Source organism: Phormidesmis sp. 146-33, from assembly GCF_052939515.1.
On record NZ_JBJPHU010000009.1, the window covers coordinates 101,838 to 117,077 of the forward strand.

At 44.9% G+C, this 15,240-nt stretch carries 11 protein-coding genes; all 11 read right to left on the minus strand.

Features of this window, described 5'->3' with window-relative positions:
- Window positions 1–163: 163 nt before the first annotated feature.
- Window positions 164–289 carry a hypothetical protein gene (locus tag ACJ2PR_RS06105; protein ID WP_446876371.1) on the minus strand — a complete coding sequence of 42 codons (126 nt, stop codon included), beginning with the start codon at window positions 287–289 and terminating at the stop codon, window positions 164–166.
- A gap of 674 nt (window positions 290–963) precedes the next feature.
- Entirely contained in the window at window positions 964–3,063 is a 2,100-nt protein-coding gene (locus ACJ2PR_RS06110; RefSeq protein ID WP_446876372.1) for an FHA domain-containing protein, read from the minus strand.
- 32 nt (window positions 3,064–3,095) lie between these two features.
- Window positions 3,096–5,243 carry a protein kinase domain-containing protein gene (locus tag ACJ2PR_RS06115; RefSeq protein WP_446876373.1) on the minus strand — a complete coding sequence of 716 codons (2,148 nt, stop codon included), beginning with the start codon at window positions 5,241–5,243 and terminating at the stop codon, window positions 3,096–3,098.
- Between the two features lie 36 nt (window positions 5,244–5,279).
- Complete coding sequence (locus ACJ2PR_RS06120) at window positions 5,280–7,385, minus strand: AAA family ATPase (RefSeq protein ID WP_446876374.1); 2,106 nt, start codon at window positions 7,383–7,385, stop codon at window positions 5,280–5,282.
- 25 nt (window positions 7,386–7,410) lie between these two features.
- A complete protein-coding gene (locus ACJ2PR_RS06125; RefSeq protein ID WP_446876375.1) occupies window positions 7,411–8,607 on the minus strand; it encodes a polysaccharide biosynthesis/export family protein in 1,197 nt (398 codons plus the stop codon).
- Window positions 8,608–8,660: 53 nt separating this feature from the next.
- Window positions 8,661–9,551 carry a hypothetical protein gene (locus ACJ2PR_RS06130; protein ID WP_446876376.1) on the minus strand — a complete coding sequence of 297 codons (891 nt, stop codon included), beginning with the start codon at window positions 9,549–9,551 and terminating at the stop codon, window positions 8,661–8,663.
- 43 nt (window positions 9,552–9,594) lie between these two features.
- Entirely contained in the window at window positions 9,595–10,512 is a 918-nt protein-coding gene (locus ACJ2PR_RS06135; protein WP_446876377.1) for a hypothetical protein, read from the minus strand.
- Window positions 10,513–10,650: 138 nt separating this feature from the next.
- Window positions 10,651–11,343 (minus strand): hypothetical protein, encoded by a 693-nt coding sequence (locus tag ACJ2PR_RS06140; protein WP_446876378.1) that lies wholly within the window; start codon window positions 11,341–11,343, stop codon window positions 10,651–10,653.
- A 39-nt stretch (window positions 11,344–11,382) separates the two neighbouring features.
- A complete protein-coding gene (locus ACJ2PR_RS06145) occupies window positions 11,383–12,312 on the minus strand; it encodes a polymorphic toxin type 5 domain-containing protein (RefSeq protein ID WP_446876379.1) in 930 nt (309 codons plus the stop codon).
- A gap of 63 nt (window positions 12,313–12,375) precedes the next feature.
- The gene (locus tag ACJ2PR_RS06150) at window positions 12,376–13,359 is read right to left on the minus strand and encodes a hypothetical protein (RefSeq protein ID WP_446876380.1); all 984 of its coding nucleotides are present in this window, start codon (window positions 13,357–13,359) and stop codon (window positions 12,376–12,378) included.
- A gap of 26 nt (window positions 13,360–13,385) precedes the next feature.
- Window positions 13,386–14,273, minus strand: a complete 888-nt coding sequence (locus ACJ2PR_RS06155) for a hypothetical protein (RefSeq protein ID WP_446876381.1) — start codon at window positions 14,271–14,273, stop codon at window positions 13,386–13,388.
- Window positions 14,274–15,240 lie beyond the last annotated feature (967 nt).

Below are 15,240 nucleotides of genomic sequence, written 5' to 3' on the forward strand. Positions count from 1 at the left end.
GAGATTTAGGATTTCAAGGCTTACAAACTGATAATTCCTAATCCTTTTCCCTGAACGATGTTTGATCCAACTAATACAATCGGCTTCCTGCCTGAATACCTAGCCATTTGGTTAAAGCGCATCTGCCGCAAGCGCAAGCCAAGCGCGAGGAACTGACGGGAATTCATTGCGTCACCGGGAAACCCAATCCCCTTGTGGGTTGGGAGGGATAGGTGCGCCAAGCAAGCGGCTCAATGCCGCGCAGATTGGCAATCATCTGTGCCACTGACAGCGTGTTTTCTGGTACCATCGAACCCCTAGACAAGCCCACTCCTTTAACAAAGGCACGACCTGCAAGACTACGCACGACAGGGGATACAGTTTCGGAAGCAATGCGCTTTCTGTCCGAGAGGGACGAGAACACTCTGGGGTTGCTCCTTGCAAAAAAACTAAACACTTCGGGCTGCGGTCAATCAGCCTATTGCGCTCCGACTTCTAGACGGCTAGATGGACTTGGAAGTGCAAGCCCCATCCCCTTGTGGGCTACCGTGTATACATAAGTCAATTGATCTGTACTTGCCGTAATCCTTCGCCCCCTAAATCCCCCAGAATGGGGGATTTAGGGGGCTGAAGCCGACTAGAACGAAGTGAGTAGGACTTGTGTGTACACCGTAGTCCCCTTGTGGGTGGGGTAGTTGACCACAGTCCCAATCAAGTGCGTGCTTTTCTTAAACGTATCGGCATGAAACGGTGCAAAGTTGGGTTTGTCCCTGGCAAAAGTAGCACTCTCGACAAGATGGCGTAGCAGGAAATGTGTCGGGTCGGTGCTTTGTCTGGGTGTTCATGCCGTCCCCGTCTGGACGCAAATGCGTTAACGTCCGTGCCATGAATGCCCTCAGTTTAGACATCATCACGGTGACGAACGAAATCGTAGAGGTACACGGTCATTACTTGCTCATTGCACCAGCAAGCGATCGCTTAAATTTAGCTGCTCGACTGAAGCTTTTGAAGTTTGTCCTTGACTCTTTGAAAATTTTTTAATTTTCCTTCTAATTTTTTAGCCTGATCCTTATAGTTCTTTAGAGGGCTTCCAAGATCTACTTGATTGCTTCTCACTTCGAGAATACCTTCGCTCATAGCAGTATTTAAGAAGAGCTTAATGGCTTCCTCAAATCTGCTTAGTTCCTGCTTCAAAGAAGCTTCTAAGGCTTGTGAGAGCTTCTCAACAAAACGATTTTTGACGACTTTATAGTAATAATTCTTTAACTCCTGCTTGACTTTTTCTGATGATTTACGAATCTCAAATTTCTTATCTTTTTGATAACCTCTATATAAGTTATAAATTAACCAAACACTAGCTCCAGCGACGAGAATGGATAGAAAAATAGAACTAGAAACCTGTTTGTTGACGCTTTTGATAAAACTGGTTCTGCTAAGACCCAAAAAACTGAGAAGAAATAGAATCCCCATGACTTGAAAGACAGAACTTCTAATCTTCTTAATGAAATAAAGCCATATCGGATCTTCATGATATTCAATTCTGACCGGAATTCTTCTAAGAGGAGCTTTAAAAACTCCTTCAAGTTCAATTTTAGGCTTGACTCTCAAAGTAAAGGTGTTTTTATTCCTCTTACAAATCGGTTTTAGAATCGTATTTGAGCTTCTGACTAAGCCTTCTAAACCACCGTTGCCGTACTCCTGGCAAATCTTTCTCCATTCCTCACCAGCCCAATTCAGAAGTTCATTCTCGCAACCATGTACGATGAAATCATTTACGTTCGCCTCAAAGTCTTTAGCTCTTAGTTCTAGATATTTCTTTCCGCCTTGCTTGACGATTTGCGCCTCCAATTCATCTATGAGTTCCTGAGTTTTTTGCAAAATACTATTGGACAATGAATCGTCTAGTAAATCCTGTTTTGAGTGAGCTAGTGAGGACTCGATCGCTCTCAGCAAGCTTGCTTTTTGTTCATTAATTGTCTTTAGCAGAAAGGAAGTATCTTCTACGGGAGCTTTTTTCCGTTCCTGAGATTGCTGAGTTTCAACTTTCTCAATTTCTTGCTTGATTTTTGCTTGCTTACCTAAAAGAAATTGGTTAATGTTATCAACACTTGAGACGATCTGAAATAAGACACGTTGAATTTTGATTAAATAACTCTGCTTTTCGCCAGTAGAAGCCATGTACTCATTCAGATCTTCTAAACTTGTAGAAGTATGAGCCTCTTGAGTTACTCGAAAAACCTCGATCGACTCGTGTGATAGAACTACCAGAAAAGCTCGATTGACTAACGATGTACTTGCTAATTGCAATACTTTTTCTTCTAAAGGTTCACAGTGAGAATCAATCTGAGAATCAACGATCAAAAATAGAATATCGCAGTTTACTAACTTCTTGAGCCTCTGATCCTCATCGAACTTTGTGAAAGGGTCATCTGAAGTAGGTTGATCCTCAAAAACGAGTTGGGGACTTTTAGAACCTAGTAATTCATCTCCTAAAACCAGTCGATCGCCAGATTTTAGAATTTGACTTTCTACAAGCTGTTCGCCATTCAGGTAAGTACCGTTTTTACACCCATCGCAGTTTTGAACTTGCCATTCAGGACTAGAGTTAAGATCGATCGCTGGGAAACACTGTAATTTCAAATGTTGACCACTGACACGGGTGTACTGGTCTGGAATAGAGATCGTGCATCCAGGTTTACGCCCAACAATCACGGCTCCTTCGGCTAAAAGCTCATAGCGAGTTTGTTTAATCTCTTCTATATCCTCTCTTAGTTCTTGAAGGACTAGAAAGGCTGATGACACAGGCTTCTGTTCTAGTGGTAAGGATTTTGGTAATTTGTATAGCTGAACCTGATAGCTCTTTTCTAGACCTTGACCAGAGTTCAACAGATGATAAAACGAGTTTGCCAAATTTGAATCAGCGCTTAGAATATGAACAGCTAATTTTTCTGAGCCTAGCTCACTGGTCATTTCATCCAAGTCTTGATTAATCTGCTGAAGAAACTGATCCTGACATACATCATCAGCGATTAGCTGCTTTAGGTCTTGGATGAAAGTGAGTAGCTGATTATTTCTAGTAGCCATACTGTTCAGAATCCTAACTAAAAAATGAGCAGTTACTTCAAGGCGTAAAGTACAATCTTTCCGTCTACATCCCCCACAGCCAACAGTTGACCATCTGGGCTAAACGCCAATGCTGTGACTTCTGTTGAATGATTTGAAAGATTCGCGATCAACTGACCTGTTTGCCAGTTCCAAAGCTTAACTGTGCCATAAGAGCCGCCTGCTGCAATTATCTTTTCAGTCGGACTACTGGCGATCGCCTTCACGCCACTCAAATCAGCTTGGATAACAGGCAGTGTATGTTCATTCAACGCATACAAATTCCAGAGGCGAATCGTATCATCTTCGCTACCCGTAAATAGAACTACACCGTTAGCCTCGATCGCAACCGTGTTCACCGCTTTTGAGTGCTTGTGAAAGCGGCGCGATGTGTTGAATGCAAGGTTAGAAATTTTGACAGTGCCCTCTGCATTTCCCCCAGCCAAAATTTCGGCAGCAGGGTTAAAGGCGATCGCTTGAATCGGTTGAGGACTCTCATAGGATTGAGGCTTTTTCAATTGCTTTGGTTGGGAATAATTCCACAACTTGACAGTCCCCAATCCACTCTCGGCTAAAAGTTGACCATCGTGGCTGAGTGCAAGTGACCAGGTAAGTTGCTGAGTTGAGATTTGATTTAGCTTTTGATGATTGTTCAAGTTCCAGATTTCGATTTGTTTGTTTTCAGTTGCGATCGCTAGAGTTTTTCCATCAGCGCTACTAGAGACTGCTAAAATCTGACTTTGAGTTTGAGTTAAGATCTTGATGGACTGGCTCTGCAAATCTCGAAGCTTAATCAATCCTCCTTCACTACTAGAAATCAGCGTCTTTCCACTGAGGGCAAAGTTTAGTGATTTTATAGATGACGGGTGTTCTTGAAAATTACCTTGTTCTTTGAGAGTCGCTAATGGCGCTGTGTTGTTTTCTTCACGATTCAACGCATCTGGAACCGGAGAGGCTTTGTAGCTGTTTTTGTAGATAAAAATGGAGAAGACCGATAACCCGATTAGCGTAAATACTAGAAGTCCAGACCAGATGATCCGCTCCTTTCTTAACGACTGACGAGTAATATCAACTGCCTTTCTCAATGGTGTTAATTTTTGTCCATTCTGGAAGCACTCACTTAGTTCCAGCAATAATTCTTTAGAGTTTAATTTCTTCGACTGAGGCTCCGCAGGTTTGAGGATGTCTGATTCTAGCTGCTGGTCGAATTCTTCCTCTGTATTGTATAAATAAACGTCTGTGGACTGGTTAATCCTCAACTCTGTGGGAGTATAAGCTTGTGATGTTGGCTCTATACTCTCTTTGCTAGAGATGCCGATTTCTGTCGGTGTGTAGTGAGTGGAACCAGCTTGCTTCAGCAATTCTAAATCCTGTAGGGCACTGTTAGCACTTACATAGCGATGTCGAGAATCAATACATACCATCTTCTCAAGGATGGACTTGAACTCAGGTCGAATACTTAAACGTTCAGGCCAAATGATTTGTTGAGTTCTGGAACTTCTAAGCTGTGTTAGTGACTCTGGTTTGACTCCAGTTAATGTCTCAATACAAGTCATGCCTAGTGCATAGATATCGCTGCTTGGTTCTGGGATGCCAGCTAGTTGTTCTGGAGGCGTGTACCCACGACTATGAACGATCGTTGAAGAGATCTGTGCTCGATCGCGCCATAACTGTTTGACCGCTCCAAAATCAATTAGAAACAATGCCTGGTCTTGAAGTCTGCGGATGATGTTTTCTGGTTTAACATCACGATGAACGATCCCCTGGGTATGAACAAAGTCTAAAATTTGAAGGATTTCTTGCAGAAACAAAATCGCCTGGCTTTCACTCCAAAGCATTTGGCGATCAAGTTCTTCTCTCAATGTTCTTCCTTCGATGTACTCCTGCACCAGGTAGAATTCGTGATCCGCTTCAAAGTTGTCCAGAACTTGAGGAATGCGATCGTGATGACCAATTTGGCGAAGGGTTTCTACTTCCCGATCGAACAATGCTTTTGCGACCTTAAATAATGCAGGATCAGCACTTTGTGGCTTTAGTTGTTTGACGACGCACACAGGTTCATCAGGTAGCGCTAGATTCTTAGCCAAATAGGTTTGCCCAAATGCTCCTGAGCCTAACGGTTTGATGATTTCGTATTGGGCGTGAATGATCTTGTCCAGCATGTTGATCTTCACCTGAGAATCGAGAGTCTCCGCAGTTTATAGCGATAGCAAGTGCGCGTACTTTGTTGAGGTGGCAACATGATTCATCACCACGCCAAGTAGCTTAATGTCACTGTCTGTTAATTTCTCAATCACCACTTTGAAGCTATTGCGATCGGTGTAACCCGGTCGAGTAATCAGAACTAGTCCATCGGTGAAAGGTTCGATCAGAAGAGCATCACTAAAGCGTAAAGTCGTTGCGTCGATCACTACAAAATCAAATTCATCTCGTGACTGCTTTAACAATTGCTGTGTCTGACTAGATTCTAAAACTTCTGTTACCTGCTCTGCACAACCAGGACTAGGTAGAACAAACAGGTTTTTAACATCAGGCACTGGCTGAATTCGGTCAATCTGCATCCCCTCTGCTAGAGAACCAGACTCTTCGCCCTGATAAGCAGAAACTCCCAAAGTATGCGTTTGTGAAGCGGCTCGAAGATTGGCTTCCACCAGCAACGTTTTCTTTCCGGCTCTCGCGGAGGCGATCGCTAAATTGTAAGCGCTGGTTGTTTTCCCTTCGCTATTTTGAGTGCTAGACAAAACAACAATCTTAAGAGGCTGATTGCGGCTATGGCGATGTAGGCTGCTGCGAAGTAACTCATAATCCTCTAAGTAGGGTGAGTCCGTCTTGATGAGAACGAGGGATTGCTTGGCTGGCTTGGGAATACGAGGCAAAACGCCCAAGAAGGACACCCGCTGTCGCAAAATTGCTTGAACTTCCTCTGGAAGTAACAGTTTATCTCGCAGGACATCCCACAGCAGCACCGTTACGCCCCCCACAAAGACCCCCAACACACCACCCGCCAACCAGATGACAGGACGGCTCAAAAACTGATTGGATACCTCCTTAACCTGTGGTGAGCCTTCATTCACCCAATCGCTTCTGGTTTCCGCCTTTTTTAGTTCGGCAGCGGCCAGTTGCTTTTCTGTCTGATCAAAGGCTTCTCGATCGCGAGCAACGTCTCTGGTGAGTTTTTCTAATTCTAGTTTGAGTTCCGTTCCGTCTGTGTAGTTCTGTCGTAGTTCTGGCTCCGATCGACTAAGAATATCTAATTCTTGTGACAAACGATTTCGCTGGGTTTGCAGGTTGACTAGCTTATTCGCCAAATCTTGTCGCGCCTTGTCCAAACTACTCACCCTGAGAAGTGCAACCGTTTGAATTGGAGAACGATTCTGATTGTTGCCTGCAATTTCTGCAATTCTCTGCTGACGTTGAGCCTCAATAACTTGCTGTTGTTGTTGGAGCGCAACCATATCTGGATGCTTGGGTAGAAGTTCTCGCTGCTGTAGTTTGATTTGTGATTCAATTTCGGCGAGTCTTGCGGTTGAGTTGGCGATCGTCGGATCTGCACTCAAGGCTGAAGCAACATAAGCTTGCGCTGGAGTCATTTCGAGTTGATTCTGAATGCTGTTAATTTCTGCATCTGTTCCTTCGAGCTGCTGACGAAGCTGGCGCTGTTGCTGTTGAATGTTGGTGATCGCAGAAACTAAACTTCCGTCTACTGCTGCTTGAACTGCGGGCTTCTCCTGTCTGCCAAATTCCCTCAGCTTCTCTTCAGCGACGCGCAAATCACTCGTCAGCAATCGCTTGCGTTTTTCCAATAGTTTGAGAGAGGCATCAACGTCTCCCCGTTTGTCTGCAAGGCTTTGATTGCTTACTGTCTTAATAAATGATTCAACCGCCAGTTTTGCTTGCTGTGCGTCGTTGTCTGAATACTGAACTAAAAATCGATTTTCTTGTTTGGGGTCTTTCTCTAACTTGAGGCGATTCCGTAGGGTATTGGGTGCGATCGCTTCGAGATACCCGCTAGGGGTCGCGGGTTCGTTCAAGGTGTCAGAGGTGCGTTGTAGTAGTTGATCTGACATCAAAGATTCAGGGCTGGGAGGCGACGCTTGGGCGGGTGGGGGCGTTCCCGGTGAAGCGGCTTCAACAACGGGGGTATACACCAATTCTCCGTGAGCAACATAGGTCGTTTTAGTCTCAGGCAGCAATGCAGTCAGGACTCCAGTCACGACTGAAATAGAAGCAAAAGAAGCCAGTCCTGCCCACTTATACTGATTCAATGCGGCGAAGTAGCGCTTCAGAAACAGATGAACATTCATAGATTTATCCCTGGTTTCGACGGGCTTATTTTTCAGAGCCAAACACTTTGTTAACACCCTCACCTGCGGTGTCAAAGAACAATAGAAATCCCAACGTATCTTTAAAGGGTTGTGTTACTTGATTGAGAAAATGATTGATTTTGGAGATCAGATTGCGGTTGATCACAATCACATCATTGTTTTCTAAGATCGGATTCTGCGAAGAGTTGCCTTTCAAAGCATCTCTAGCATTAATTTTGATCTCGATCGCTCTCCCTTTTGCTTGATCAAACCGAATCAAACTCACTTTTTTCAAGTTGGTATCTTTGAGATTTGGCTTAATTGAGGTTAGTGCATCCACGAAATCGCTGCCGTTGGGTAAACGGACTCGATTCACTCCACTGGAATAGTCCAACACCCGAACGGTGATTTCTTTTTGGGCTACATTTGCCCCTGCAACCAGGTTACGATCGTACTCGTTCACTTTCTCAGGAGCTAAGGCAGAGATTGCAACTACATCGCCATCGACTAATCGCAGATCGGGTAGTTCGCTGCCTTTGAGCAGAGGTGTGTATAGGTCGATTTGCTGCTCTTGTGAGGTTTTGTTTCCGGATCGTCGTCTCACCTGTACTGTCCTCAAATCAGCAAGCCGAGTCGTGCCACCTGCTTCAATTAAGGCAGCCGGAAGCCGAGGATCTTGTAGAGGATAAAACCCAGGCTTTACAACTTCACCCATGACCATCACTTTGACAGGTCTGGTAGTAGCTAAAACTAATCCAACTTGAGGATTGACCAGATACTCTGCTAAACTAGTCCGGATCTTTTCCTGAGCTTGCTCCAGAGTCAGATCCTTTAAAGATAGAAGTCCAACTAAGGGCGCTGAAATATTCCCAGCCCAATCTAAGGTTGCATTAAAGTTGTAGTCTTTTCCGCGTGGCGAAATGTTGACAGAAATAGCGTCTCCGGCACCTAAACGATAAGTACCAAATTCTGTCTGGTCTGAAGGGTTGGAGTCAGCGCGATCGCCAAACTCTTGTCTGAGCTTTCTAAGCAGTTCTGGAGTCCGAAGGTAGTCAGAAGCATTGATCTCAATAGGTTTGTTTTCTTGTTCTTGACTAACTGCGGCTGGAGTGAAACTTGCTGCACTCAGTCCCCATAGAAGACAAGAGAACGGCAAAATCCGAAGTAGTGCTTGAGCGTTTTCAACAGGTGAATGAGGGTGGTGAGAAATTGTGTGGTTCATGATGGCGACCCTTTGGCGATCGAGGTGAAGTCATTTTTGGCGATCGACAAACTCTAAAGTTTTTCCAGCGATTCCTTAGCGTCTGACAACAACTGAATGGCTGTTTTGCAGTTGTCATTGGTTAATTCTGTACCGTCTACTAAAGTTCGACCAGCATCCACAACACTGGAACTAGCAGTCTCAACGGCACTGTTTAGCTTACCCATGAGTTCTTCTAGCTGTTGAGCATTGTCTTCAAGCTGATCAAACAGGGTTTCCTGCCCCTGCCCAACTTGCTCTATTAACCCCTGCATGGACTGTTCAATACCATCTCCCACTGCCCGGATTTGCTCGTTGAACTGATCCACAATGCCATCCAAATGATCAGCTAAACCAGTAACACTATTGGTAATTGCCGGAACAGCTTGATCTGAAACAACTCCCTCAAAAGATTCGGTCTGCTGGTCGAGTTCAGTTTGAAATCCTTGTAGGTCGCTATTAACCGTTTGAAGCTCTTGTAAGGTTTGTGTGACTGCCTGTTCTAACTCAGTCCCAATGTCTTTTTCGTCGAGGTGGTTGAGTGCGCCCTCAGCCTCTTGTAAGTCTCCTTCTAACTCAGGAGTTAGTTCATTCAATTTGTCATCAACGGCAGCGATCGCTCCTTTTGTATCCTCCAACTCCTGCACTAATTCTTGCTGAACGGTATCAATCTTTTGCTTGAGTTGCGCGATCGTTTGCTCGACAGAATCCGCTTCGGCAGTGAGTTCGCTTTTGCTGGTGGTGACTTGTTCTAGAAGTGACTGTGCCTGATCACTAAACTTAGCCCAGGCTTCCTCAAGCTGCTGTTTGAAGTTTGTGAGTTCTGTTTTTGTGTTTTGCAACTGGTTATGAGTTTGATCTACTTCATCGAGTAAAGCAGACAACTTTCCGGTTGTTTCCGCTGCCGCACTTTGAAAATCTGCCATCGATCGTGTCTCCTAATAACTGATAGGGTTCTCGCCTCAAACTCTAAGCCCACGGAAGCGCAAATTTATCTGCTAGTTCACGGGCATCATCGACACCCTTTTGCAGTGGTTCAATGAGTTCTTTGAGTTCGTCAAACTGAGCATCTAACTCCTCACGCTTTGACGAAATCTCTCCCTCAACATCCGATAGATCATCACTTAATCCGCGAATGGCTTCTACAACCGGGTCGATCGCGCTTTCAACTGTTGATTTCAGGGTCTCAACTTCTTGGTTAGCGGTGTCTAACAATCCATCCAGCTCAGTCTTTACTGCTTTGTCTTGAATATCCGTCAGTTGCGTATCTAGTTCTTCGATGTCGGTAAAGGCATCCACTACTTCCTGAACTTTACTGTCTATTTCTTTCTGTGCCTGATCGAGTTCGTCTGTAAGCTGACTAACTTGAGTGGTGAGCGTAGTTTTTGCGGTTTCGATGCCCTGTTGGACTTCTTGAATTTCTTGAGCGATCGCATCCACGACACCATCCAACTGTTCTTGGCTAGATTGCACTTTGCCCTGTGCCTGACTCAGCATCGTCAGCGCATTTTGCCCCGATGTTCCAATCGAATTTTGCCCCTCTTCTAGATTTCCTTTGAGTTCTGTCAGCTTTCCTTGCGCTTCTTGAAGCTCTGTCGCTAACTCATCTTGTGCGGCTGAAACTTCACTCTTCAAAGATTCAAATTCACCGTCTAACGATGACACTTCTTCGGTGAGTTGCGATCGTTGATTCGACAATTCTGTTTGCAAACCATCTAACGCCGTTTCAACCTGACTCAGCAGATCTGCTACTTTGTCGTTCATATCATCCAGATGGCTTTCTAATCCATCTACTTCTTCCTGAACTGCCGATAGTTCTTGAACTAAGAGGTTCATTTTCTCTGGCACTTCAGTTGCAAGTTGTTCTAATGAAGCTGTGTCAGTCATCGTGATTACCTCTCGATCAATGATTAGAAATGCTGAAAACTCTGAAGGATCAAGCTTGAAGCTTAAACAACGCTGCTTTAAACCCGACGGTTGAGGTTTTGAGAAGGAAATGTTTTGTTTCGATCGCGAGCATGGGTGCTAGTTAGTTTGTATAGCCTGCTCTTTAAGAAACTTGCTGCTGACTATCTCTCGATAGATATCTATGTCAGTTTCCCACTCCATTATTAATTGGCGTAAAGTGTGCGCTCTCTCCTCTTTTGGAATTCGAGACATATCATGATTGAAATTGGCAGAAAACTTTATCACTGAAAGACTTTCCTGCTCTGACACTGCAATTTTTGTATTTCGAGCCGTCAGAGCCAATACACCTCGCTCAAACTTGTAAAGACAATTGACAATAGCCTGTGTTAAATACTGGTCAGATTCCTGTTGCATATCTGAATTGAGAAAAGTTCTGAGGAATTGATTTCGTGCCATGTCTTGATTAGAGAAAGCGGTATAACCCTCGATATTGATACCAAGTGCTTGATAGGATCGCTCTGGAACCTCTGCTAGATATCTATTTACTACATCTGGTACAACTAAATTAGATATATTTTCATTGTTGATAGTTTCCAAAAATGCAAGTATATCTCCTCGATCCAGAATATAGATGCCACTCTGAAAAACCATTAAATTCGTCTCTTCTGAATGAGTAGAAGATTCTGTCAACCGCCAATCATAAGGAATAACTCCTTTGCTTTTGAGAGTTTGTAGGTCTAGTCCGATTTCACTCCTTTCTTCACCAGCTAATACGAACTCAATTTGGTTGATTTCAAGTTGTCGATTCATGGAATTTACTCCTTTTGTTGATTCCGTTTTCTAATACAGTTAGAGTGCTTCACCAATTGTTTCACCAGCCATACTGCCTAAAATTCCTCCGATGAGTCCACCAATTACTGTGCCAACGATAGGAACAGGAACGAGAGTGCCGATTGCCGCACCCATTGCAGCGCCTCCTGCTATACCTCCCACAACACCCCCTGCCGTTGTCTTAAATTCTTCTCCAAATCTGCCACCATCAGCCTCATAAGCCTCATAAAGGCTATAGGCATCTAAACCTACGCCAAGCAATCCTAAAGCTCTGCCCGCTCCTTGGACTCTTGTAAGACCACCCTCAGCAATGTTCGTAGCTTGTGTCGCAGGTACCTCATCAAAAAGGGATCTCGGTGCATTCCATCCTGGATGTGTTGGTGCATTTCTGACTACACTTTCATCAATGTAACCAAGCTCTGCGTACATCCTTGCAGTTCGCGCCTCAACGGGAACACCTCCAATGTCTAGAGCTGTTTTGTCCAGGATGACTCCTCCCGACTCTCCAGATGGTCCATAAGCATCAGTTTGGTTAAGATATCCATCCTCCACAGCGAATCTTTCTAGCTCGCCATCTTGAAGACCGTGGCGACTTGTGAGGTGACCTGCCTGTTGACCTACCGTATGCTCTGAAGGTCGTCCATAATCTCTACCACGCCATTCACCTTGATCGTTCAGAAGACGCCTCAATGGATGAAGGGGATCATTTTGGATGATCCTGCGTTGTTCATCCATGAACGTTCTTCTGTTCCGGCTGCTTATTCTGTTAGAGTCACTCCTTTCGACGTATGTAGGATGACTAGTTGAATTGGATGACATCCATATTCCTACCTCGTTTACTATGCCGATGCCTATGAAAGCTCCACCAATTCCAGTCAACTGATCCCTAGCTGACTGCTGACGGTTTCTAGCTGCATCGATTCGAGCCATTAAATCTGCTGCACTCATGATGTTTTACTGAAGTAGACAACACTGAACTGGCACGATCGCTACTCAACTCACAACGATCGCTTAACCAACCATCTCTTTAACCATTTCATCAGCAGCCACTAAAACATTTCCGGCCGTAACGATGTCATGAACGATCGGTTTGATCTCATTCGCGACAGACAAGCCATCCTCAAATGAAGTATTAGCTTCGTTCACTTCGCTGATTAGTTCATCAGTTGCACTGTCTGCAACATCATTCACAGCCTCTTCAATCCTGGTTTTAAACTCGTTCTCGCACTCATCCGCAAGGTCAGAAATCACCTCTGAAACATCCTGCTCGTACTGATCAGCTAATTCTTCGGCTTCTTTGCTGAACGCTTCAAACTGTTCTCTCAGACTGGTTTCGCAACTATCAGCCGTCGTTTGAATTTCGCTGGCTTGCTCTTGACGCAGATCTTCACTGAGTTCACTGAAGCCTGTTTCAATTTCCTCCCGATGAGTTTCAGTCATATCGCTAATTAACTCATCTAGATCGCTGTCCAGTTCTGACAATGGCTCAACTTGCTGCTGAAACTCCGCAAGCCCCTGATCTAAGGTTTGAAATGCCTGCCGTGTCTCCTCGATCGATTGGGTCAGCGCATCCTCTAGTTGACTAATTGCATCTGCTGTCTGAGCCAGTGCTTGCTCTACTTCGGCGGCTTCTGCCTCAAATTCTGGGATAGCATTTGCCACTTCTTGAAACCCCTCTTGGAGTTCGTCGATCGCACCTCCCGCTTCCTCCAATCCATTCGTAGCTTCCGTCACCGCTTGCTGCCACTCATCCAACTCCTGAATGACTTCCGACTCCGCCCCTTCTAGCGTGTCCTCTGCCTGCTGCAAACTCTGCTCTAGCGCGTCCAGATGAGCTTCGATTTCATTCCCCTGACTTAGGGCATCGCTCTCCGATTCCACCTCCGAACACGCATCTTTTAACTGTGTGGAGACTTGCTCAAGCACACCCGACAATCGCTCCAAACTCTCAACAGTTTCCTCAACGTTCTGATTAAGCTCTACAACTTCTGACATTACTCATCTCCTTTCAAACTAAAGGGTTAACCGAGTTCTTCTTCAACGGCTTCCAACACTGGCACGATTTCTTGAATCACAGAAACTGCATCACCAGCGCGATCGATCACTTCCCCAAACTTGTCATTCATGCGCTCACAGTCGTCAGTTCCCGTCTCACCCGTGTTGGCAAGAGCCGTCGCTAACTTCTGGGCAGAAGTCGTAATTTCGCCGCCAATCTCGTTAAACTTCTCTTGAATTGCAGTCATCGCCTCATTAGCAGACGTGGTTAGCGCTGTATCTATCTGGCTTAGTTGAGTGCTGCTTTCTTGCACTAGATGGTCAAAATCCTGCTGTAAGGTTTGCAGCTTTTCGCCCACTTCTTGCGAGAGCGAGTTAAATCCTTCCATTAAGTTAGTTCTGCGACCTTCAAATTCGTTTTTAGCGGTTTCAACGGTGTTCCCCAATTCCTCAACACCCTGAACCGCCTCATCTTCTAAACCATCTACATCCGCTTCAAATCCTTGCGCCTGTTGAGTCAACTGATCCAAATCTTGTTGAATCTCCCCTGCTTTCGACTCAACCTCCGTCAGCATTTCTTCTGCGCGGCTTTTTAAGTCGCCCAACTGAGTTTGAACCTGATTGGCAAATTGTTCAAGCTGATTCTCAAGTCCTTCCGCCTTTTGTCGTAGCTCACCGAGATCTTCTTTCGTCGTTTGTAGCTCCGTCTCCAGCTTCTGATCCAACTCCGCTAGCTGATTGCCGATCGTTTCAAACCCTGAGAACACTGCTTGTTCTTTCTCAGCGAGGTTTTCCACTAAGCCAGTTGCAAGCTGTTCTAGCTGATTCACTTCGCTCAAGGCAGTGTCTGCTTCTTGAGAAAGCACTTGCATCCGCTCTAAATTTTCGTCAATTAAGGCAGTGATGTCTGGCATAAGCATGACCTCATAACAGTAGATGTCAGTCCGTTGTTACTTCTCACGTTGAACCGTCTAGTTTATGCATCTCTGAGCGTGCTTTTTCTCAAAACTTCTGAAAAGTTTTACACTAGCTTCAGCCCTTACTTACATCTCGACACCGGGTAATATTTCCCTACAACTGTTACAAAAGTTCAAATTCATGCGGTCGCATCGATAAGCTCAACAAAATCTTGAAACGCTAACCCGTCTGCATATCGGCAGCTTGGTCAAAACTACAAAAGACAGTTGTGTCGCAAAAACATTCTAGTGGTCGAAAAACTGTTGTCGTTCGCATTGCCCTAAGTCAAACGTTTGGCTTAAAGATGGTTTTCCAAGCCTTCACAGTATCCTGACCGATTTCCACGTCTGTTGTGTCACTGTTCTCTCACTTCAGTCGAATTCGCATATTTCCATTAGAAGCTTGGGACTGGGTGAAGGGCAAACGCCGAGTATGTAAATCCTGGAAAAACCGCCAATGTGTTTAAGGCGGCAACAAACATCGGTAGCAATTTCATACATAGTCTCCTTTGTAACCATCAAATGATGTACCGACAGTTTAGTTGCACGATCGCAGATCCACCTTGAACCCAATCCAGTGATTCCGATGAAACGATTTACAGCCATATCAAATTTCTATCATTCATCTAATTTTGATTGGAACGATCAGCGATGCCGTTGTTCCTTGTCATTCATGAGTTCGATCGTAGATGAGTTATTCTCAGAAGCCATTCGTTCTGCATACAAACTCGATTGATCGATGAGCGCAAGCTGGATTGCGGGAAAGTGCAACCGGAGGATTTTGGGTCGTGTTTGGCATGATCGCGCTCCACCACCATACAAAAAACGGTTAGGCAACTCAATTGATTTGGAAACGCACCCATCCATCGGACTAAGGGCCTATCCGAAAACCATAAAATCTGTGAGATGATGAAGGCAAGCGAGT

What these genes read in the sequence shown, in the direction of transcription:
- ACJ2PR_RS06120 (WP_446876374.1), bottom strand. Translation starts at nt 7,385, where the DNA reads ATGAATGTTCATCTGTTTCTGAAGCGCTACTTCGCCGCATTGAATCAG.
- ACJ2PR_RS06150 (WP_446876380.1), bottom strand. Translation starts at nt 13,359, where the DNA reads ATGTCAGAAGTTGTAGAGCTTAATCAGAACGTTGAGGAAACTGTTGAG.
- ACJ2PR_RS06115 (WP_446876373.1), bottom strand. Translation starts at nt 5,243, where the DNA reads ATGCTGGACAAGATCATTCACGCCCAATACGAAATCATCAAACCGTTA.
- ACJ2PR_RS06155 (WP_446876381.1), bottom strand. Translation starts at nt 14,273, where the DNA reads ATGCCAGACATCACTGCCTTAATTGACGAAAATTTAGAGCGGATGCAA.
- ACJ2PR_RS06105 (WP_446876371.1), bottom strand. Translation starts at nt 289, where the DNA reads ATGGTACCAGAAAACACGCTGTCAGTGGCACAGATGATTGCCAATCTG.
- ACJ2PR_RS06110 (WP_446876372.1), bottom strand. Translation starts at nt 3,063, where the DNA reads ATGGCTACTAGAAATAATCAGCTACTCACTTTCATCCAAGACCTAAAG.
- ACJ2PR_RS06140 (WP_446876378.1), bottom strand. Translation starts at nt 11,343, where the DNA reads ATGAATCGACAACTTGAAATCAACCAAATTGAGTTCGTATTAGCTGGT.
- ACJ2PR_RS06125 (WP_446876375.1), bottom strand. Translation starts at nt 8,607, where the DNA reads ATGAACCACACAATTTCTCACCACCCTCATTCACCTGTTGAAAACGCT.
- ACJ2PR_RS06135 (WP_446876377.1), bottom strand. Translation starts at nt 10,512, where the DNA reads ATGACTGACACAGCTTCATTAGAACAACTTGCAACTGAAGTGCCAGAG.
- ACJ2PR_RS06130 (WP_446876376.1), bottom strand. Translation starts at nt 9,551, where the DNA reads ATGGCAGATTTTCAAAGTGCGGCAGCGGAAACAACCGGAAAGTTGTCT.
- ACJ2PR_RS06145 (WP_446876379.1), bottom strand. Translation starts at nt 12,312, where the DNA reads ATGAGTGCAGCAGATTTAATGGCTCGAATCGATGCAGCTAGAAACCGT.